Genomic DNA, 19,638 nt, shown 5'->3' with positions numbered 1-19,638 from the left:
AATGTTTAAGAGTTATGAATAAAGTGTTAGCTTCATCAAGTATATATCGGTTTACATAATAATGAAAAAGATATTTTAAAAGAAAGAATGAAAGGAAGTGTGTAAAAAACATTTGATTATTTTACAAAACATCAAACAATATTGATAATCAATATTGACAAATTAAGAATACAGATATAACATAGTTATAGACGCAACCGTCGATGTAGATAAGATAGGAAGGTATAGTGATACAAAATAATGAAACAGTAGAGTAATAAAGTAATTAAAAGAGAAATGTTGTAACTTTACAGTTTCAAAGAAACTTAAGATTTACTTGAATAAATAAGTATTTTGATATTGAAGAATAGAAAGGAGTAAAAAATGGATGTATATAAAAAGATGTTCAAATATGTTCCGGAATCTAAAGTCAATGGTTACATATCAATCATAATGTCTGCTATATCTGCATTTGTTTTGGTATATGGATACTATTTGATGTTTGAATGTTTGAGGGAATTGATTGTAAATTCCGATTTTGAAAATGCGAAAGTATATGCAATTCGCATTGTTATTTATTTTACTTTGAGTGCAATCTTATATCTTGTGTCAGGACTTTTTTCTCATATGCTGGCATTTCGCTTAGAAACGAATTTGAGAAAAAAAGGTATTGACGGATTGATGGATGCGAGTTTTCGTTTTTTTGATTTAAATGCATCGGGATTTATCAGAAAAACAATCGATGATAATGCAGCAAAAACTCATACAGCTGTAGCGCATATGCTCCCTGATAATACTCAAGCAGCCTTGGTTCCGATTTTATCACTGATACTCTCATTTGCTGTAAGTGTCCGTGTAGGGATTATCATTTTGGTTCTCAGTATATCGTGTGCATTGTTGCTTAAGGGAATGATGGGAAACGGAGAATTTATGAAGTTGTACCAAGCTTCTCTGGATAAATTGAGCGCTGAGACAGTAGAGTATATCCGAGGAATGCAGGTAGTAAAGATATTCGGAACAAAGGTAGAATCTTTCAAATCTCTTTATACGGCAATTATGGATTACTCAAAATATGCATATCAGTATTCTCTCAGTTGCAAGAAACCATATGTTTTGTATCAGTGGATTTTTTTGGGAATCATTGCGATTGTATCAATACCGTCTGCATTTTTTCTTACCGGATTGGAAGAACCGAAATTTGTTGCTGTGGAATTTATTATGGTCTTTTTGTTAAGCGGAGTAATGATGGTTTCTTTTATGAAGATTATGTGGGCGGGAATGAATATATTTAATGCGGGATATGCAGTAAAAACATTGGAAGAACTCTATGATAAGATGAAAGTGGATAAGCTTTGTTATGGTCAAAGAAATATTTTTGAGAATTTCAATATAGAATTCGAAAATGTTACTTTTGCTTATAATGAAAATAAAGTGCTGGAAAATGTATCTTTTTCATTAGACGAAAAAAAATCATATGCATTGGTTGGACACTCAGGCTCAGGAAAATCAACAATTGCAAAACTTTTATCGGGATTCTATAAAGTGGATAGCGGCGTTATCAAAATAGGTGGGTATCCATTGGAATCTTACACGAAGGAAGCTGTTGTCGAAGTGATTTCATTCATATTTCAAGATAGCAAATTATTTAAGAAATCTATTTATGAGAATGTATCTTTAGCTGACAAAAATGCTACAAGAGAAGAAGTTTTGAATGCTATGAAATTAGCCGGATGTGATGAGATTATAAATAAATTTCCGAATAAAGAGAACACGATTATCGGTTCTAAAGGTGTCTATCTGTCCGGTGGTGAAAAACAAAGGATTGCAATTGCGAGAGCGATATTGAAAAAATCAAATATTATCATTATGGATGAAGCAAGTGCTTCCATTGATTCAGATAATGAATATGAACTTCAGAAAGCATTTAAAAATTTAATGAAAGATAAAACAGTCATTATGATTGCTCACAGACTGACAAGCATCAAGTCAGTGGATGAAATCCTTGTTTTGGAAGACGGAAAGATTGTAGAACGAGGAAACAGCAAGCAATTGTTGGAGAAAAACGGTTTGTATCACAAGCTGTTTGCTCTTTACAATAGCGCAAATGATTGGAGGGTTGAAAATGAAAAATTATTATAAAAAGCGATTCTGTTTGACAGATAAAGGGGCTGAAAATCTTGTGAAGGCAACCATAGCTTGTTTCTTTACCTATTGTGTCAATCTTTTGCCGGTGTTTTTATTAATGATGATTGTAGATCAATTAGTTCTAAATCATGTAAAAAGCCCTATCTTTTATATCATTTTTGCAACTGTTACGCTGATTTTGATGTACTTACTGTTATCTAAAGAATATATTAACTTGTATAATGCAACTTATGAAGAAAGTGCCAATCTTAGAGTGGGAATTTCAGAAACTTTAGCAGACCTTCCGATTGCATATTTTTCAAAACATAATTTATCCGATCTTTCTCAGACAATTATGTCAGATGTAGAGAGAATTGAGCACGCAATCAGTCATTCTATCCCGAAAGTTTTGGGAATGGGATTATTTTTTCCGATTATGGGAATTCTCATGATGATAGGAAATGTAAAAATGGGATTGGCAGTTATCATTCCAACCTTGGTCAGTTTTGTTTTTATTCCTCTTGGAAAAAAGAATAGGACTAATGCATCTACCAAATATTATGATGTGCTGAGGGAGAATTCTGAGAGCTTTCAAGAAACGATAGAATTACAACAGGAAATCAGCAGTTTCAATTTGACTGAAACATTTAAGGATACTTTGTATCGTCAAATGGAAGAAAGCGAAAAAATTCATTTAAAAGAGGAGCTTGGGTCGGTTCTTCTTTTAGGAATCTCTTCTTTGTTTGCGTTTGTTAGTGTTGCGGTAGTTATTTTGGTAGGAATTATACTTATCTTAAATAATGAAATCGATTTATTATATTTGATTGGTTATATTATAGGAGCAATCAAAGTAAAAGAGTTGTTTGATATCTCTAAAGAAGGGATTTTGGAACTGTTTTATATCGATCCCGCAGTAGAACGAATTAGAGAAATTAAGAATACGGAAGTACAACAAGGGAAGGATGTAGAGATACAAAACTTCAATGTAGAGTTTAGAAATGTTTCATTTTCTTATGATGCAGATACAGAAGTATTGAACGATGTCAGTTTTGTTGCAAAACAAAATGAAGTGACAGCATTAGTAGGTGCATCCGGATGCGGAAAGACTTCCATTTTGCGTCTAGTATCAAGATTATATGATTGTACAGGTGGCGAAATTTTGGTTGGAGGACAGGAGATTCAAAATGTATCGACAGACTCACTTTTTCAAAAAATTTCGATTGTCTTTCAAGAGGTTACCTTGTTCAATGTGTCTGTTATGGATAATATTAGAATTGGGAGAAAAGGTGCTACTGACGAAGAAGTAAAGAAAGCGGCTGAACTGGCAAATTGTATGGATTTTATTCAAAAACTACCAAACGGTTTTGATACTTTGATAGGTGAAAACGGTGCAGAACTTTCCGGTGGGGAAAGACAGCGACTTTCTATCGCAAGAGCTTTCTTAAAAGATGCGCCGATACTTATCTTAGATGAGATATCTGCAAGTCTTGATGTGGATAACGAAAAGAAAATTCAAGAAAGTTTGAATAAGCTGATAAAAAATAAAACGGTTATCATCATATCTCATAGGCTAAAATCAATAGAAAATGTAGACAAAATTGTTGTGATTGAAAACGGTGTTGTAGAAAACATCGGAACTCATGCAGAGCTGATGATGAAATCTAAACTATACAATAATTTGGTAGAAAAAACGAAATTGGCAGAAGAATTTGTGTATTAGTGCGGATAGCCAATAGGTCATTTATCAGTAAATTGAAAAGATATGATATTAAATTTTTATTGAATTTAATATCATATCTTTTTTCGTTGACAATAAATATCGATTACTCTATATTATAATTATAAAGAATATGATGTTTTTATTTTTTATCAAGTATAAAGAGTGAATGGAGGATTACAATGAAACAAAAAAGAACATATAAAGCGTTGGTAACGACAATTTGTACTGTTACATTACTACTTCCAAATGTAATCTATGTGACACCAATCAGAATTCTTTTTAGCATAAAATATATCGTTGTGCCATCTATTATAATCTATCATTCAATTCTTGAAAACTCCTTATATTTCAAGGGTTTATGTATGTGAGTATATCATTTGTGCCTGCAATCAAGTATACCCCTTTAATTGCTTTTTGGAAACGATTAAGGGAAAAATCAAGGGAAATATCATCTTCCCTTTTCCGTCAATAAGGGAAAATAAGGGAAGAATAAGGGAAAGAAAATTGCTTGGATGTGAATGCAGGAACAGGCAAACACAAAGCTCAAACAGGTGTCTTATATAAGCGCCTGTTTTTTATATTCTACCCTATCAAAATTTGATATAACAGGGTTTAGGGGATAAGTGCGTCCATTTTAGAAAAGAGAGTATCTTTTCTGTTACCAGCTGGTAATCATAGTTACCTGCTGAAAGAAAAAATATATAGAGTGTAGTTTATCTAAAGACAGCCGAACGGTTGTCTTTTTTTAATCTCAAAGGAGGTGGATAAAAACATGCCCGGAGTTACAAAACAGCAGATTGCCAAAGCCAAAGAATGGGATCTGCTTTCTTACCTGATGGTTCATGAACCGGAAGAACTAAAAAAATCGGGTCCGGAAGAATATCGAACTAAAACCCATGACAGTCTTGTGATTAGCAATGGGAAATGGCATTGGTTCAGTAGAAATATTGGCGGAAGAAGTGCTCTTGATTATCTGATCAAGGTGCGCGGAGAGGACTTTATAACAGCGGTAAACCACTTATGTCAGGGAACCCCTTCTCCTTCCTTGTTTCAGCCGGTAGAGAAAAAAGAAAATCGGGAAGAAGTGAAAAAACCGTTTCTTTTGCCGGAAGCCGCATCTTCCGTAAGCAGAGTTCGCTCTTATCTGAAAAGCAGAGGGATTCATGAGGAGGTGATTGGAAGCTGTATCAGGGTAGGAACCCTGTATGAGAGCAAAAAACATCATAACTGTGTCTTTGTGGGAAAAGACGAAAACAATAAGGCGCGGTTTGCAAGCCTTAGAGGAACAGCGAGCCATTTTAAGTTGGATATTTCAGGCAGTGACAAACGATATGGATTTCATATTCCGGCAGAAAGCAAAGATTGTTCCCTGTTGGAAGTATTTGAAAGTCCGATTGATGCCATGTCCAGGGCAAGCATCAAACTGTTTCTTGGAGAAAATTATAAGGATCGTCATTATCTCTCCCTAAGCGGAACGGCGCCACTTGCACTTTTGCATTTTCTCAAGAAAAATCCGCAAGTCCGAAGTGTTGTTTTGTGCCTTGATAATGACGAAGCCGGAATCATGGGAATGGAAAAAATCAGAAAATGTATTCAGGAAGATCCAAGTTTGAGCGGGCAGGTGTTAACGCTTATCCATAAACCGTGTCCGAAAGAATGCGGCAAAGACTACAACCTCTATCTGCAAAAACTGTTATCAAAAGGAAAAAATGAAATTCAGAAAACAATGGAAAGGAGTATGGAACGATGAAACGACCACTAGCATATATCAGCTGTGCTTTGGAAAAAGGAAACATACAGCAGCAAACGGAAATGACAAACTATTGCAGAACAGTGTATGAGGCGGGATATTTTCCAATCTGCCCTCCGCTTTTTCTCCCCTATTTTATTCGAGATGAAATCCCTGCCGAACATAAGGACGGGATAGATATGAGCAGAGATCTTTTGAAACGCTGCCATGTACTTGTCGTTTGCGGAAAAGAGATAGATGAGGGGGTGAAAAACGAAATTGCTATTGCACAAAGACTGAAAATTACCGCTACAACCTTGGAGGGAATTATGACCATCAAAAAGCAGGGACAAGATGCCAATGAGGAACATTAAGCTGGGAAGTCTCTTTGACGGAATCGGGGTATTTCCTTTGGCCGCTTCCCGCTGCCATATCGTTCCGGTATGGGCAAGCGAAATAGAAAAAGTACCGATGTCGATTACAAAACGGCATTTTCCGAACATGGAACACCTCGGAGACATCACTAAAATCAAGGGAGGCGAAATCACCCCGGTTCATATCATCACATTCGGTTCTCCCTGTCAAAATCTCTCGCTTGCAGGCTGTCGTGAGGGCTTATCGGGAAGTAAGTCCTCTTTGTTTTTTGAAGCGATCCGAATCATAAGAGAAATGAGAGGTAACACGAATGGCATGTATCCAACTTTCGCTGTTTGGGAAAACGTCTATGGAGCGTTTTCATCAAATCACAGGATGGATTTTAAGTCCGTCCTTGAATCCTTCGCAGGCTCCGAAATTCCAATGCCTGCTTCCGGAAGATGGGCAAGTGCAGGAATGGTGCGAGGGAGAGAAACTGACATCAGCTGGCGCCTTATGGATGCCAGATATTGGGGAAAGCCCCCACTACTACAACGAAGAAGGCGTATCTTTCTCGTGGCGGATTTTAGAGGAAAACGTAGCGGAGAAATATTATTTAAGCCCCGCAGTATGCTCCCGTATCCTGCATCTTGCAGAAAAGATAGGAGCTCCTCCGCCCGAGTTCATCGAAGCAATCTTATTAAAGCAAGGGGGAAAATACCAATCGTCCACCCCTTTCAAGAAAGACGAATGCGAGGAGCGGCAAAGGAAAGAGACAGAGGAAATTTTCTTGGTAGCTTCGGACGGCCAGATGATCCTTTCCCTACCTTACTTGCAGGAGGAATAAATTACTTTGCCTTTTGGTATGAAGGGGACGAAGAAAACGGCTTTATTCGTTATCTTACACCGACGGAATGTGAACGCCTGCAAGGACTTCCTGAAGATTGGACGAAATTTGGGGCTATGGGCGAAGAAGTCGGCACAGGAGCAAGGTGTAAAGCACTCGGCAACTCCATTGCCCTCCCTTGTGCGGAGCATATTATGCAAGGGATTTATGAAGTATTGAAAGGAGGCGAAAAACCATGCAGGAAGAAGTAAATGAGAGAGTCGTGCTTGTCATCAAGGGAGGCGTAACGCTCAGTGCAAGGGCTCTTGCAAAGGCTATGAGAAAGGTGCTGGAACTGAGAAAAAACAAAAATTTTCCGTCTCATCAGAAAACGGGAAAACAAAACATAAAGCAACTGATCGGACAAAATGCAGGAGTTTCAAACATCGAGCTTACAAACAGCAATATCAAGTCCTTTGACAGAACGGCAAGAAAATACGGCATAGACTATGCGGTGAAAAAGGATCGGCTTTCCACACCGCCGAAATATCTCGTGTTTTTCAAATCAAGAGATGCCGATGCAATGGCGGCCGCTTTTACAGAGTTTTCAAAAAGGACCCTCAGAAAAGAAAAACAGAGACAGTCGGTTAAAAAGACATTGGAAGCATTTAAAAAACTGATCAAAGAAAAAGGATTGGATAAAGTCAAAGAACTGGTAAAGGGGGAACGGGAACGATGAAACAAAACCTAAAAAAATATCTTCCTCAAGGAGTTCTCTATCTTTCCCTGCTCTATCTGTTTATGCGATTGGGGGAAGGATACCGCCTTTCCAAAGGAGGAGATTTCATTGATAAAAGCATTAGCGGTGTATTCGCTCTTGGAACAATCAGCACAAATCCAATCCCGAGCTTTCATCCTTTTGATTTCTTATTTGGGCTCATCGGAACGTTTGGAATAGCGATGTTCGTCCATTTTAAGAGAAAAAACGCAAAGACCTATCGCCATAAGGAAGAATACGGATCGGCACGTTTTGGAAAGGAGGCGGACATCAAACCCTTTGTCGATCCGAAATTCGAGAACAATATGATTCTTACGGCAACGGAGAAGTTAACCATGAATCCAAGACCTAAAAATCCCAAGTTTGCAAGAAATAAAAATGCGCTCATCGTAGGAGGTTCCGGAAGCGGAAAGACTCGTTTCTGGTTTACACCCAACCTCTTACAAATGCACAGCTCTTATGTAGTTACGGATCCGAAAGCGGGAATTCTTGCCGATTGCGGGAATGCCTTATTAAAAAACAACTATCGCTTAAAGGTGTTTAATACGATCAACTTTAAAAAAAGTATGCACTATAATCCTTTTGCCTATCTTCACAGTGAGCAGGATATTTTGAAGCTGGTAAATGTTCTGATTTCAAATACCAAAGGAGATGGAAAAAGCAGTGACGAATTTTGGAACAAAGCTGAAACGCTCCTGTACTGTGCACTGATCGGATACATTCACTACGAGGCACCAAAGGAAGAACAGAATATGAATACCCTTGTCGAACTGATCGCTTCCATGGAAGTACGGGAGGATGACGAAACATTCAAAAATCCGGTGGATTATATGTTTGAAGCCTTAGAGGCAATCGATCCGGAACATTTTGCCGTAAGACAGTATCGAAAATTTAAACTGGCGGCCGGCAAGACCTTAAAATCGATCTTAATATCCTGCGGTGCCAGACTTGCCGTCTTTGATATTGCGGAAGTAAGAGAAATCATGAGCTATGACGAACTGGAGCTTGACACGCTCGGCGATGAAAAAACGGCACTGTTTTTCATTATATCCGATACGGACAGCAGCTTGAATTTCCTGATTGCTATGGCGTTTACTCAAATGTTCGACCTGCTTTGTAAGAAAGCGGACGATCACTATGGCGGCAGGCTTCCCGTTCATGTCCGCTGCCTTTGGGATGAGGCGGCAAACACCGGACAAGTTCCGCAACTTGAAAAAATCTGCTCGGTAATCCGCTCCAGAGAAATCTCCATGTGTCTCGGATTACAGGCACAAAGCCAGTTAAAAGCCTTGTATAAGGAAAATGCGGAAACCATCATCGGAAACATGGACAGCCGGATCTTTCTTGGAGGAGCGGAAAGTTCCACCCTAAAGGAATGGAGCGCCATGCTTGGAAAACAGAGCATTGACACATATAACACAAATGATACCAGAGGGACGAGCAGAAGCTATGGCGTAAATTATCAAAAACTTGGGAGAGAACTTCTTACCCCGGATGAACTGATGGCGATGGACGGTGCAAAATGTATCTTACAGCTTAGAGGGGTGCGTCCTTTCTTCTCAGACAAGTATGACCTAAAAAAACACCCACGCTATAAGTTGACCGCCGATTACGACAAAAGAAATACCTTTGATATTGAAAAGTTTTTAAGTACCCGGCTCCAGATAAAGAAAAATGAAGTGTTTCAAGTGTATGAATTCTCGGAAAATGAGTTGTAAAGATGCCTGTTTCCATAAATAGAAGCAGGCTTTTTTCACGCCACAAAAGGCAAGATTTCGTCCAGACGAAGCCCACAAGGCTTTGAATGATATAAAAAACTATGGTAAAGACCGCAAATGCGGCAGAAAGAGAGGTAATTTTATGGCATTTTTCAATCAGGCAATCAGTACACTATCCGTTCTTGTTATCGCTATCGGTGCAGGACTTGGCGTATGGGGAGCGGTCAATCTCCTCGAAGGATACGGATCCGACAATCCCGGCGCAAAAAGTCAGGGAATTAAACAACTGATGAGCGGAGGGGGAATTATCCTCATCGGTGTCAAACTCATTCCAATGCTTTCCGGACTGTTTAGTTAAGGACGGTAGCCTATGGATTATATCATCGACCAGTTCAATCAGTGGATCAAGGATTTTTTGATTGGCTGTATCACCAATAACCTTTCCGGACTGTTTGATACAGTGAATACAAAGGTCGGTGAGATTGCGGTAGAAGTCGGAAAGACGCCGTCGGGCTGGAACGGCGGCGTTTTATCCATGATTCACTCTGTTTCGGATACCGTGATTATTCCCATTGCAGGAATGATCCTCGCCTTTGTATTAACCTATGAACTGATCCAAATGCTGATTGACAGAAACAACCTCCATGAAGTGGACAGCTGGATATTCTTCAAATGGATATTCAAGTCCTTCGTGGCAATTTATCTTGTAACGCACACCTTTGAAATGGTTATGGCAGTCTTTGATGTAGCACAGCATGTGGTGAGCGGAAGCCAAGGAGTAATCAGCTCACAGACGAGTATTGACATTGCCTCAGCCATTTCGGATTTGGAAACAACGCTCCAAGGAATGGACATTGGAGAATTGTTCGGACTTTGTATGGAGACGCTTCTCATTCGATTTACGATGAACATTATGAGTTGGTGCGTTTTTATCATCATCTACGGCCGTATGATAGAGATCTTTTTATATTGCTCTCTCGGTCCTATTCCTCTTGCCACCATGGCGAACAGGGACTGGGGACAAATGGGGCAAAACTATCTTCGTGCCTTATTCGCACTTGGCTTTCAAGGTTTCTTCATACTGATTTGTGTAGGAATTTATGCGGTAATGGTAAAAGCGATTACGACATCGGCGGATATTCATGCTGCGGTATGGGCGGTAGCAGGCTACACGGTGCTTTTATGTTTCAGTCTGTTTAAGACCGCCTCACTCAGTAAGTCCATCTTTAACGCCCATTAACATATCCCTTTATGGGAAAGGAGGAATACCTGATACCAAGAAAATTCAATATCCTGTATGCGGATCCGCCTTGGAAATATGAAAGAAATAAAGTACAAGGAGCCGCAGAAAATCACTATTCCACCATGAGCATAGAGCAGCTTTGTGCTCTTGATGTGGAGAAAATCACAGATGAAAACTGCACACTATTTCTATGGTCAACCTTTCCGTTTCTTCCCGAAGCCCTGCGTCTTATCAAAGCGTGGGGCTTTACGTATAAGACAACAGCCTTTGTCTGGCTGAAACAGAACAGGAAGAATAAGGACTGGTTTTTCGGGCTCGGCTTTTGGACAAGAGGAAACGCTGAAATTTGCTTACTTGCAACGAAAGGAAAACCGCAGAGAAAAAGTGCAAAGGTTTCTCAGCTCATCATTTCACCGATTGATAAGCACAGCAAAAAACCGGATATTGTCCGGGAAAAAATTGTAGAACTTATGGGGGATCTACCCCGCATTGAGCTTTTTGCAAGACAAACGACACCCGGTTGGGAGGTTTTCGGAAACGAGGTGAAAAGCTCTGTAACACTCTCAGAAAAGGAGGAAAATTATGCCGTATGTAACAATTCCAAAGGATTTATCCCGCATAAAGAATAAATTGGTTTTTAATCTGACCAAGAGACAGCTAATCAGCTTTTCTCTTGCGGGAGGAATCGGAATTCCCTTTTATCTTTTCAGCAGGTCTGTTATCGGAGGTGATGTTGCCGCCTTTCTCATGATTGCTCTGATGCTGCCCTTTATGGCGTTTGGAGTTTATGAAAAAGACGGACAGCCGCTGGAAAAGATTTTGTATCACATGATCCATGCGAGGTTTTTGCTTCCCCGCATTCGGGTTTATCAAACCGATAACCTGTATTCCGCACTGGAAAGACAGGCAAAAATAGACAAGGAGGTGATGGAGATTGTTTACCATAAACAGAAAAGAAAAAGCGAAAGAAAAAAATAAATCCCAAAAAGAAAAACTTATTATCGGCGGAGTGGATGCAAGGCTTGGCAGAACAGAGAAACAAAGGCTCACCCTTGCCGTGAAAAAAGCAAAGAGAGACGGGAAGATCCCGAAAAGTGCCCAGCAGACAATCGCCTATCAGGAGATCTATCCCGACGGCTTATGCAAAGTCAAGGATAAGCTCTATACAAAGACAATGCAGTTTTCGGATATTAACTACCAACTGGCTCGCCCGGAGGATAAGACACAAATATTTGAGCTGTGGTGTGATTTTTTCAACTATATGGATCCTTCCATCAAGATTCAGCTTTCTTTTGTGAACGAATATGTGAACCGAATGGATTACGAAAAATCCATCGACATTCCAAAAAGAGAGGACGGCTTCGACGATGTGAGGAAGGAATACTCGGAAATGCTCTCTGCACAGCTCGGAAAGGGAAATAACGGACTGATCCGAAAGAAATATCTGACCTTCGGTATCTATGCGGAAGATATGAAAACCGCGAGGCTTCGTTTGGAACGTATTGAAGCGGATCTCATAGGAAACATGAAGGCACTCGGAGTAAAGGCACGAACACTTTCCGGTTTGGAACGCTTAAAAGTATTGCATAATGCCTTTCACCCCGGCGGACAGGAGAAACTTCGCTTTGCTTGGGATTCCATCGTCAAGACGGGACTATCCACCAAAGACTTTATCAGTCCGTCCTCTTTTGATTTCAGAGATTCCAAGACCTTTCATATGGGAAGCACTTTGGGAGCGGTATCCTTTGTTCAGATTATTGCTCCCGAATTAAATGATCGTATGCTCTCAGACCTCTTAAATCTTGACAGTGCCTCGACGGTTACCTTTCATATCCGCTCTTTAAATCAGGCGGAGGCAATCAAGGCAGTCAAGAGAAAACTTACCGACATCGAAAAAGGGAAGATTGAAGAACAGAAAAAAGCGGTACGCTCGGGCTATGATATGGATGTGCTGCCTCCTGACTTAATCACTTATGCACAGGAAGCGAAAAATCTTCTGAACAGCCTGCAATCCCACAATGAGAGACTGTTTCTTGTAACCATGCTCATTATGAATACCTCGGAAAGCAGAAAGAAGCTGGAAAACAGTATTTTTCAGACAGCAGGCATTGTGCAAAAGCATAATTGCAGTCTAAAACGTCTGGATTTTTTGCAGGAACAGGGACTGATGAGCAGTCTTCCGATTGGAGAAAATCATATCGAGATTGAGAGAAGTCTTACGACAAGCAGCATAGCCATCTTTATTCCTTTTACTACGGAGGAGCTTTTTATGGATGGGGAGTCCTTATACTATGGCTTAAATGCTCTCTCACATAATTTGATCATGGCGGATCGAAAACGCCTGAAAAACCCCAACGGATTATTTTTAGGTGTTCCGGGATCGGGAAAAAGCTTTGCGGCAAAAAGAGAAATCGTAAACGCTTTTTTGATTACAGAGGATGATGTCATCATTTCGGATCCGGAAGCGGAGTATGCTCCCCTTGTCAATCGCTTAGGCGGTCAGGTGGTAAAGCTCTCTCCGGTCTCCAAGCACTATGTCAATCCGATGGATATTAACCCCGACTACTCCGATGAGGAGGATCCCCTTACCTTAAAGAGTGATTTTATTCTTTCTCTGTGTGAACTTATCGTTGGAGGAAAAGACGGACTTCAACCGGTGGAAAAAACCATTATTGATCGCTGCACCCGTCTGGTTTACAGAAATTATCTCACGGATCCGAAACCGAAGAATATGCCGATACTGGGAGACCTGCATGCACTCTTAAAAGAGCAGCCGGAAGCCGAGGCGGCAAGGATTGCCACCGCACTGGAAATCTATGTTACCGGTTCCCTAAACGTATTCAATCACCGTACCAATGTCAACCTGAACAATCGCCTTATCTGCTATGACATCAAGGAACTTGGAAAGGCGCTTAAAAAAATCGCAATGCTGATTTTACAGGATCAGGTCTGGAACAGAGTTACCTTAAACCGAGCGGCACATAAAACAACATGGTTTTATCAGGATGAATTTCACCTGATGCTAAAGGACGAGCAAACGGCCGCTTATTCCGTGGAGGTATGGAAAAGATTTCGTAAGTGGGGCGGCGTTCCGAGCGGTTTAACCCAGAACATCAAGGATCTTTTGGCTTCTCGTGAGATAGAAAATATCTTTGAGAACTCGGACTTTATCTATATGCTCTCACAGGCGGCGGGCGACCGAGCGATCCTTGCAAAGCAGCTGGGCATTTCCCCGACGCAGCTATCCTATGTCACACACTCGAATCCGGGCGAAGGTCTCTTGTTCTATGGAAATACCATTATTCCGTTTGTTGATCATTTTCCGCATAACCATCTTTATTCCATTATGACGACACGACCGGAAGATCTTATGGAGGCAGCCGATGAAGAAAAATAAAAATCGCTATATCCAGTCATTTAGAAAGGAAGCCGGAGACAAAACATCTTCGGCTTCCGGTCATTCAGAGGACTTTGTTTCAAAAAACGAGAAAACGGGAAACCGAAATTTCTATTTTAAGGAGGAGGAAATCCATAATCATGTATCTCAAAAAGAGAAGGCTCTTAAGAAAGATTTACAACGATCCAAAGCAAAAGAAAAGCATTTACAAGAGAAATTACAGGAGACCGGCGCACATCTTCCTAAGAAGAAAAGGCTAAGGGTTCAAAGAGAGTTTGATCCGGAAACCGGGAAACGGAAAACAAAACTGAAACTTCAGGAAGAAGTAAAAACACCGAAGAAAATTTCCGCTCTTCCTGCTACTACCTTTCTTGCAGACAAAGCAATGAGAACAGGCAGTTTTCTAAAAACAGAGGAAGAAGAAAACACGGGCGAAGAAATCGCAGGCGTAGGAACACAAAGCGTCGCCTATCTTGCGAGGAAAGCCGTCAAAACAGCTTATCAGAAGCAACAAAGGATGCCTTATCTAAGGATGAAACAACTTGAAAAAAAGCTGCAAGATACTCATATCAAAGCCCTGTATCAACAGGAAATGTTGGAACATCCGGAAAGAATGAGCAATCCCTTATCCCGATTTCAACAAAAACGCCGAATAAAAAAGGCGTATGTCAAAGAACTCCGAGAAGCGAAGAAACAAGCACAAAACGCCGGGAAAGGAGCAAGAAAGACAAAAGATCTGCTGGGAAGAATCACGGATTTTTTCAAGGGATTTGCGACAAAACATAAAGGGATACTCCTTGCCATCGGCATATTTGCCTTTTTATTTGTCATGCTTTCTTCCTCTCTTTCCTCTTGCTCCATGCTTCTTCAAAGCGGATCCGGCATGGTAGTAAGCGGAACCTATATTGCAGAAGATCATGAGATTTTGGAGGCGGAAAACGGCTATCTTGCATTGGAGCAAAAGCTGCAAAGAGAGCTTGCCGAAGTGGAAAGCACACGTCCCGGCTTTGATGAATACCGCTATCAGGTAGATCAGATCGGACACAATCCTCACGAACTGATCAGTTTTTTAACGCTAAAACACGAAGATTTTAAGGCAAAGGATGTACAGGAAACACTGCAAAGCTTACTAAGTCAACAATATTCCCTTAGTTTTCGGGAAGAAACAGAAACTCGCTACCGAACGGAAACGACAACAAGCACAGATCCGGTTACAGGGGAAACAGTCACAGAAACAGAGGAGGTTCCTTACGAATATCGTATCCTTTATGTAACGCTTAAAAACAAGGGGCTTGGCATTGTTACGGCGGAAAACCTTACGGAAAGCGAAAAGAGCAGGTACGCTTTGCTCCTACGGACAAGGGGAAACAAGCCGCATCTCTTTGCGGATAATATCTACGCCAATCCCAAAGAAGGAGAAAACTACAAGATACCGAAAGAAGCCTTATCGGATCCGAGTTTTGCATCACTTATGAAGGAAGCGGAAAAATATCTCGGATACCCTTATGTCTGGGGCGGCAGCTCTCCTTCCACTTCCTTTGATTGCAGCGGGTTTATCTGCTGGGTCTATACAAAGAGCGGTGTCGCAAACATTCCTCGTACAACGGCACAGGGAATTTATAACCAATGTGCCCCTGTTTCCGCTTCCGAGGCGAGACCGGGCGATATTATTTTCTTCACCGGAACCTATGACAGCGGAAGTCCCGTATCTCATGTCGGCATCTATGTCGGAAACGGGATGATGCTTCATTGCGGATCGCCCATTCAGTATACAAGCATTCAGTCTCCGTACTGGAGAGAACATTTTTACGCATTCGGCAGACCGTAGTTTGCCGGGAAAGGAGAAGCGATGACAAAACTGGAAAAAATCGACAAAGAGCTGGAAAAGGCAAGAAGCCGTCTTTTAGAGTGGCAAACAAAGGTCAAAGAGCTTGAAGCAAAGCGTATTGAAGAAGAAAACACTCAAATTGTAGGCATTGTCCGCTCTCTTAACATGAGTCCGGAGGAACTTGCAACATTCTTAAAGCGACCGGATAAAATTTCCGGTCTTTCAAAAATAAAAAGGGAGGAATCAGACCATGAAAAATAAATTTCAGAAAATCACCTTAGGTTTTATGCTGCTTATCAGCCTATTTACTTTTTCACAAATCGCCTATGCGGGAGGTCCGGATTACGAGGAGCCAACCGAAGAAATTACGGAAAACCCGATGACAGAAAAAGAGAAAAACCCTTTGACGCCGGATGGAAATGCAACCTTGGTGGATCAGGCAAGCGATAAGGACGGAAAAGAGTTTTATACCTTTACCTCTCCGGCGGGCAATCAATTTTTTCTGATTATCGACAAGCAAAGAAGCGACAACAATGTGTATTTTCTTGATTATGTAACGGAAAAAGACCTCATCTCTCTCGCCAAAAAAGATAAGGAAAACCCTCTGATTACGGAGGTTTCGGAACCGGAAACCAAACAACCGGAACCGGAAATTAAAGAGGAAAAACCGGAAGAAAAGCCGGTGGAAGAAGAAAAACCCGAAAAAAAGCAAAGCAATATCGGTATGTTTTTAATCCTTTTGCTTGTCACCGTAGGAGTTGGAATCGTCGCCTACTATTTCAAGATATTAAAACCGAAACAAGAACTGGATGCAGCGGATGATTTTGAGGAGATTGAATTTTTAACAGAGGAAGATACGGAACATGAGGAGGAATTCGAGGACTTGGATTTAGATATGGAAGAAACATCCGAATTTTCAGAGGAGGAGGAATTGTGATGAAGTATTTTACAGACAGTCCCTACGAAAGAATGATGATGGAAATTCCAAGACCTCAAAAGGAGCCGCCGAAAAAGGCGGTTTCTTCTCTTAAGGAGAAATCATCTGACAAAAGGGCTTCGGATTCACTAAAAGAGAAAAAAGAAAGAAAGGGGTGTTAATGTAAAGGGTACATCTGCGAAAACAGATGTACCCTATCTCCCAAACAAATCGGAATGCGTTCCCGTCCTTGAAGCTGTGAGGATCAGTTGTGATTTATTTACTGCATAAATAAGCAGCCAATCCGGCAGGATATGACATTCTCGAAACCCGATATAATTTCCGGTTAAAGCATGGTCGTGATAACGCTGATCCAAGGTTTTTTCTTCTAAAAGAGTATTTAGTACCGTTTCAAGCAAAGACAGATCGTAGCCTCGCTTTTTGGCAAGTTTCAAATCCTTGCGAAAGGCACCTGTGGTTACAAGCTCTAACATTATTCACCATCCGTTTCCAGCTCATCCAATAACTCGTGTACCGAGGCATAACGCTTGGCGGGAATTTTTCCTGCCATAATGAGCTTTGCTTCCTCCATCGCCATTTCCGTTTCCAAGTTGAAACGAGGCTGTTTCATTTCAAAAGGAAGCCCTCCCTCCATCAGTGATTTATGAAGAAAAATATTGATGGCATCGGTTACGGTAATTCCAAAGCTTGAAAATAACTGTTCCGCACTTGCTTTTGTTTCCGGATCAATACGTACATTGATATTCGCCGTTTTTGCCATGGTTTTCACCTCCCTGCTTTCTTATAGAAATTATATCACTTTTTGCAAACAAATACAATACAATGTGAAACTTTTTGAAAGGAGAACGCTATGAACACAAAAGAAATGATAAAACTGCTCATTGATGTGGAGGTCGATACGGAAGATCTTCGCCTCTTAAAAGAACATCCAAAGGAGCATGTTGCTACAAAAAGAGAAGCTTGGAAACTTGAACAGCTCTTTCTTCTCTTGGAAAATGCGAAAGAAATGGAGGAACGTTTATGATAAATGAAGCACGTTATATTCAATCGTATGCCAAAATTATCGGCGTCAAGGAAGAAGCGGCCATTTCCTATGCACAGAAGAAAGGAACATTGGCACTGATCAATAATGCATCAGGTCTGCTTACCACAAAGACACAAAGAGAAAAGCACAAGGCTTTTGTGGATCTATATCGTATGAGCAGTGAACTGCATCATGAAAATCCTGTCCTCTCCTCACCGGAAGCGGTTACTTCCTTTATGCAGTCCGTGATGGAGCATATCCACGATAAGGAAGCGATGATGGCGGTATTCCTCGATACCAAAAACAGAGTGATCGATTATGAGGAAGTTTCCTTAGGCACGATAAATTCTTCCATTGTTCACCCAAGAGAAATATTTCGAGGTGCTGTCATCAATAAGGCAAATGCGATTATTCTCTGCCATAATCACCCATCGGGCGATCTTACGCCAAGCGGCGAGGACAAAACGATTACCCTCAGGCTGAAAGAAGCCGGAAAACTCATGGGATTGAGGTTTTGGATCATGTGATTATCAGCGGGATAGAGAAAGACCGCTATTATTCGTTCAAAGAAAGCGGTGTGCTGGAGGAGACAATTCGTTACGGAAAGAAGATACAAAAAGAAACGGATAAGGAAAATAAAAGTGCTCTATCGGTTTCCTCTTCCATCAAAGAAACGGGAACGAATTACGAGGTAACAGATGCACCCTTTGAAGCCTTTATCACCAATCTTGGAAAATACAACGAGGGAGAGTTGGTTGGAGAATGGGTCGCCTTTCCGACGGATCGTGAAAGTCTACAGGAGGTTTTCAAACGCATCGGAATCGGCAGTGAGAATGAACTTGGAACCGTGTATGAGGAGATCTTTATTAGTGATTATGATTGCAGAATCAGTAATCTCTACAATGTCCTTGGGGAATATGAGTCCCTAAACGAATTAAACTATCTTGCCTCAAAAATAGAAGAACTTTCCGAAAGTGAAAAAGAACATTTTGAGGCGGCAATGGAAATCAGCGACTATGCAGGAAGTGTAAAAGATTTGATTAACCTCACCGAAAATCTCGATCGTTATGAAGTCTATCCGGGAATCGAAGATTATGACGATCTGGGAAGAATGTATATTGATGAATACGGTATCCTTGAAGTAGCGGATCCTCTGAAAAACTATTTTGACTATGCCGCTTATGGCAGAGATGTTGCCATGGATGAGGGAGGAAGTTTTACAAGCTATGGCTATATCCGAGATAACTATGATACCTTTCGAGAGTTTTATCACGGAAACCGAGAGAACATACCGGAAGAATATCTCATCACGGGAAATATAGAAGAACCGGAACCGGAAAAATCGGACACACTTACCGTTCTGATGGTAGAACCCGGAAAGGAGGCGTATGTAACGGAAATCAAGAGTGATATTTCCTCCTTGCAGGCACAGGTCGGCGGATTGATTGAGTCGGTATATGCTTTTCATGATCCTGTCGTCCTTGTTTGCAATGACGAAGGAAAAATCAACGGGATGGAGCTCAACCGCGCCCTCTACGATGAAACCGGCAATCTTTACGATATTATAGGCGGTCCGTTCTTTATTGCAGGTCTTAGTGAGGACGGTTTTACTTCTTTAAGTACGGAACTTTGCAATAAATATCAGGAGCGTTTTAAGACGCCGGAAATCTTCGCAAATATCGGAGGAGAAATCGTTGCAATCCCTGTCACCGCTTCTATCAAAGAAAAAAAGGAGAATTATCTGAGAGCGGCGGAACTTTCGCAAGAACAAAACTACAATATGATTGACGGACAGCTCAACAACATCGCACTGGAAAAAACACATGAAAAACCTTCCTCTGTTCTTGCACGCCTGAAAGAGAATGAGGCAATGATTCAAAAGAATGCGGCAGAGAAAAAACAGGATATTTCCAAAATAAAAAAGCTCATTGAGCCGGAAAGGAGCTGAATATGAGAATTAGCAATCTCGCCGAACTTAGGG

The 19,638-nt window shown here is 40.8% G+C and carries 22 protein-coding genes; 20 read left to right on the top strand and 2 right to left on the bottom strand.

The window, feature by feature from the left end:
• Positions 1-363: 363 nt before the first annotated feature.
• The 17 genes from HMPREF0389_RS02050 (at position 364) to HMPREF0389_RS08985 (ending at position 16,794) form a co-directional block, all read left to right on the top strand.
• Positions 364-2,118, top strand: coding sequence for an ABC transporter ATP-binding protein (locus HMPREF0389_RS02050; RefSeq protein WP_014262078.1), 1,755 nt, complete (start codon positions 364-366; stop codon positions 2,116-2,118).
• Positions 2,102-3,823, top strand: a complete 1,722-nt coding sequence (locus tag HMPREF0389_RS02045; protein ID WP_041250757.1) for an ABC transporter ATP-binding protein — start codon at positions 2,102-2,104, stop codon at positions 3,821-3,823. The genes HMPREF0389_RS02050 and HMPREF0389_RS02045 overlap by 17 nt, the downstream gene beginning before the upstream one ends.
• A 179-nt stretch (positions 3,824-4,002) precedes the next feature.
• Positions 4,003-4,191, top strand: a complete 189-nt coding sequence (locus tag HMPREF0389_RS02040) for a hypothetical protein (RefSeq protein WP_041250756.1) — start codon at positions 4,003-4,005, stop codon at positions 4,189-4,191.
• Between the two features lie 404 nt (positions 4,192-4,595).
• Positions 4,596-5,573 carry a DUF3991 and TOPRIM domain-containing protein gene (locus tag HMPREF0389_RS02035; protein ID WP_014262076.1) on the top strand — a complete coding sequence of 326 codons (978 nt, stop codon included), beginning with the start codon at positions 4,596-4,598 and terminating at the stop codon, positions 5,571-5,573.
• A complete protein-coding gene (locus HMPREF0389_RS02030; RefSeq protein WP_014262075.1) occupies positions 5,570-5,926 on the top strand; it encodes a DUF7768 domain-containing protein in 357 nt (118 codons plus the stop codon). The genes HMPREF0389_RS02035 and HMPREF0389_RS02030 overlap by 4 nt, the downstream gene beginning before the upstream one ends.
• Positions 5,907-7,004: a DNA cytosine methyltransferase gene (locus tag HMPREF0389_RS02025; RefSeq protein ID WP_330360503.1), complete on the top strand. Its 1,098-nt coding sequence runs from the start codon at positions 5,907-5,909 to the stop codon at positions 7,002-7,004. The genes HMPREF0389_RS02030 and HMPREF0389_RS02025 overlap by 20 nt, the downstream gene beginning before the upstream one ends.
• The gene (locus tag HMPREF0389_RS02020) at positions 6,989-7,471 is read left to right on the top strand and encodes a PcfB family protein (protein WP_014262073.1); all 483 of its coding nucleotides are present in this window, start codon (positions 6,989-6,991) and stop codon (positions 7,469-7,471) included. Before HMPREF0389_RS02025 ends, HMPREF0389_RS02020 begins: the two co-directional genes overlap by 16 nt.
• Entirely contained in the window at positions 7,468-9,228 is a 1,761-nt protein-coding gene (locus tag HMPREF0389_RS02015; protein ID WP_014262072.1) for a VirD4-like conjugal transfer protein, CD1115 family, read from the top strand. Before HMPREF0389_RS02020 ends, HMPREF0389_RS02015 begins: the two co-directional genes overlap by 4 nt.
• A 142-nt stretch (positions 9,229-9,370) precedes the next feature.
• Positions 9,371-9,586, top strand: coding sequence for a Maff2 family mobile element protein (locus HMPREF0389_RS02010; RefSeq protein ID WP_034910652.1), 216 nt, complete (start codon positions 9,371-9,373; stop codon positions 9,584-9,586).
• 12 nt (positions 9,587-9,598) lie between these two features.
• The gene (locus HMPREF0389_RS02005) at positions 9,599-10,468 is read left to right on the top strand and encodes a VirB6/TrbL-like conjugal transfer protein, CD1112 family (RefSeq protein WP_014262070.1); all 870 of its coding nucleotides are present in this window, start codon (positions 9,599-9,601) and stop codon (positions 10,466-10,468) included.
• 11 nt (positions 10,469-10,479) lie between these two features.
• Positions 10,480-11,100: an MT-A70 family methyltransferase gene (locus HMPREF0389_RS02000; protein WP_014262069.1), complete on the top strand. Its 621-nt coding sequence runs from the start codon at positions 10,480-10,482 to the stop codon at positions 11,098-11,100.
• On the top strand, positions 11,054-11,449 hold the full coding sequence (locus HMPREF0389_RS01995) for a PrgI family protein (protein WP_014262068.1): 396 nt from the start codon (positions 11,054-11,056) through the stop codon (positions 11,447-11,449). The genes HMPREF0389_RS02000 and HMPREF0389_RS01995 overlap by 47 nt, the downstream gene beginning before the upstream one ends.
• Positions 11,406-13,868, top strand: a complete 2,463-nt coding sequence (locus tag HMPREF0389_RS01990) for a VirB4-like conjugal transfer ATPase, CD1110 family (RefSeq protein ID WP_014262067.1) — start codon at positions 11,406-11,408, stop codon at positions 13,866-13,868. Before HMPREF0389_RS01995 ends, HMPREF0389_RS01990 begins: the two co-directional genes overlap by 44 nt.
• The gene (locus HMPREF0389_RS01985) at positions 13,855-15,696 is read left to right on the top strand and encodes a C40 family peptidase (RefSeq protein ID WP_014262066.1); all 1,842 of its coding nucleotides are present in this window, start codon (positions 13,855-13,857) and stop codon (positions 15,694-15,696) included. Before HMPREF0389_RS01990 ends, HMPREF0389_RS01985 begins: the two co-directional genes overlap by 14 nt.
• A 21-nt stretch (positions 15,697-15,717) precedes the next feature.
• On the top strand, positions 15,718-15,957 hold the full coding sequence (locus HMPREF0389_RS01980) for a DUF4315 family protein (protein WP_014262065.1): 240 nt from the start codon (positions 15,718-15,720) through the stop codon (positions 15,955-15,957).
• Positions 15,947-16,633, top strand: coding sequence for a DUF4366 domain-containing protein (locus HMPREF0389_RS01975; RefSeq protein ID WP_014262064.1), 687 nt, complete (start codon positions 15,947-15,949; stop codon positions 16,631-16,633). The genes HMPREF0389_RS01980 and HMPREF0389_RS01975 overlap by 11 nt, the downstream gene beginning before the upstream one ends.
• Positions 16,633-16,794, top strand: a complete 162-nt coding sequence (locus HMPREF0389_RS08985; protein WP_156775228.1) for a hypothetical protein — start codon at positions 16,633-16,635, stop codon at positions 16,792-16,794. The genes HMPREF0389_RS01975 and HMPREF0389_RS08985 overlap by 1 nt, the downstream gene beginning before the upstream one ends.
• 33 nt (positions 16,795-16,827) lie before the next feature.
• Here the strand turns inward: HMPREF0389_RS08985 and HMPREF0389_RS01970 are convergent, their stop codons facing one another.
• The gene (locus HMPREF0389_RS01970) at positions 16,828-17,106 is read right to left on the bottom strand and encodes a type II toxin-antitoxin system YafQ family toxin (RefSeq protein WP_014262063.1); all 279 of its coding nucleotides are present in this window, start codon (positions 17,104-17,106) and stop codon (positions 16,828-16,830) included.
• Complete coding sequence (locus HMPREF0389_RS01965; RefSeq protein WP_014262062.1) at positions 17,106-17,393, bottom strand: type II toxin-antitoxin system RelB/DinJ family antitoxin; 288 nt, start codon at positions 17,391-17,393, stop codon at positions 17,106-17,108. The genes HMPREF0389_RS01970 and HMPREF0389_RS01965 overlap by 1 nt, the downstream gene beginning before the upstream one ends.
• A gap of 90 nt (positions 17,394-17,483) precedes the next feature.
• Here HMPREF0389_RS01965 and HMPREF0389_RS09070 point away from each other — a divergent pair, with 90 nt between their 5' ends.
• Genes HMPREF0389_RS09070 through HMPREF0389_RS01955 form a run of 3 tightly spaced genes read left to right on the top strand, consistent with a single transcriptional unit; the run spans position 17,484 to position 19,605 of the window.
• On the top strand, positions 17,484-17,657 hold the full coding sequence (locus HMPREF0389_RS09070) for a hypothetical protein (RefSeq protein ID WP_009531054.1): 174 nt from the start codon (positions 17,484-17,486) through the stop codon (positions 17,655-17,657).
• A complete protein-coding gene (locus HMPREF0389_RS01960) occupies positions 17,654-18,184 on the top strand; it encodes a JAB domain-containing protein (RefSeq protein ID WP_014262061.1) in 531 nt (176 codons plus the stop codon). Before HMPREF0389_RS09070 ends, HMPREF0389_RS01960 begins: the two co-directional genes overlap by 4 nt.
• Positions 18,181-19,605 carry an antirestriction protein ArdA gene (locus tag HMPREF0389_RS01955; protein WP_242821729.1) on the top strand — a complete coding sequence of 475 codons (1,425 nt, stop codon included), beginning with the start codon at positions 18,181-18,183 and terminating at the stop codon, positions 19,603-19,605. Before HMPREF0389_RS01960 ends, HMPREF0389_RS01955 begins: the two co-directional genes overlap by 4 nt.
• Positions 19,606-19,638: the final 33 nt, after the last annotated feature.

The organism is Filifactor alocis ATCC 35896, from assembly GCF_000163895.2.
GTDB classification, from domain to species: Bacteria; Bacillota; Clostridia; order Peptostreptococcales; family Filifactoraceae; genus Filifactor; species Filifactor alocis.
Note: the sequence above shows the minus strand (reverse complement) of the source record. Positions and strands in the feature narration are given on the sequence as shown.